Genomic DNA, 1,362 nt, shown 5'->3' with positions numbered 1-1,362 from the left:
AGCTTGAGAGATGAGTTTATGGACTTTTGCGACGAACGTAACCTCGACGCGATCATTGAACCTTTGCGCTAGCAAACTTATTTAACTTAACACTACACAGCAACTAAGGGCTACGCATAAAATGGTAACTTTAAACGAAAAGGTCGGTGCCTTCACTGCCGCAGCAACGTCAGAAACAGAGATAACGAATGACAGCTTAAAGGGCAAAAATACGGTTATTTATTTTTACCCAAAAGACAACACGCCAGGCTGCACAACTGAAGGCCAGGAGTTCAGGGACTCAATTAAAGAATTTGAAGCCTGCAACACTCAGATTCTAGGTGTTTCAAGAGACTCTATGCGCACTCACGAGAACTTTAAAAAGAAACATGAATTCCCTTTTGAGTTAATCAGTGATCCGGAAGAAGAATTTTGTAAGCTTTTTGACGTAATTAAACTTAAAAAGCTTTACGGCAAAGAATATATGGGAATTGAACGCAGCACCTTTATCATCAATGCAGAAGGCACTCTTGTTAAGGAATGGCGCAAAGTAAAAGTCAAAGGCCATGTTGCTGAAGTACTCAAGGCTTGCAAAAGTCTCTAGTCAAAAGAAGTGGCGCCATAACAAGCGCCACTATTACTAAATTTCGCTAGTTTAGATAGAAGTTTCTACTCCCCCTCTTCTTGGCCAGGCAGTGACAACAGCCTTTATCATCGTAGCCAGAGGGATGGCAAAAAACACGCCCCACACCCCCCAGATACCACCAAAAAATAATACCGATACAATTATTACCGCTGGGTGAAGATTAACAACCTCTGAAAATAGCAATGGAACTAGAACGTTTCCATCGATCACCTGAATCACCAGAAAAATTAGCATGACGTAGTAAAACTCTTCATGCAGGCCAAATTGGAATAAGGCAATGAGCGCTACGGGTATTGTCACCAATATGGCACCAATGTAAGGAATAACAACAGATAAGCCAACCAGAATAGCCAATAGAGCCCCATAATTAAGACCCATAAAAATAAAGCCAATATATGTTGTTCCACCTACAACCGCGATTTCAACAAACTTTCCTCGAACATAGTTTGCGAACTGGAGATTCATCTCCTCCCAAACCTGAGTCATTAAGCGCCTATTCTTGGGCAAGATACCGACAATAGAGTTAACGATTGAGTCTCTGTCTTTAACAAAGAAAAAAACCAACAAGGGCACGACAATCAAATAGATCATAGCCGTGATAAACACGGGAACACCCTCAATAGATTGTGACACTAACCACTGACCGAAATTAGCAACCTCTCCTGTAGCCTGCTGAACTAAGGCATCAAGCTCCGATATAGTAATAATATGAGAATAATCTTCTTGTAGGGTAAAAA

2 protein-coding genes are annotated in these 1,362 nt (G+C 41.1%); one reads left to right on the top strand and one right to left on the bottom strand.

What is annotated here, in order from left to right; genetic code table 11:
• The first annotated feature begins 121 nt into the window (after positions 1-121).
• Positions 122-583: a peroxiredoxin gene (locus A3761_RS25045; RefSeq protein ID WP_068507806.1), complete on the top strand. Its 462-nt coding sequence runs from the start codon at positions 122-124 to the stop codon at positions 581-583.
• 51 nt (positions 584-634) lie between these two features.
• Here A3761_RS25045 and A3761_RS25040 read toward each other — a convergent pair.
• A partial coding sequence (locus A3761_RS25040; RefSeq protein ID WP_068751132.1) for an AI-2E family transporter occupies positions 635-1,362 on the bottom strand: 728 nt, incomplete at its 5' end.

Source organism: Oleiphilus sp. HI0123, assembly GCF_001635315.1.
This window is presented reverse-complemented; position numbering and strand designations above follow the sequence as displayed.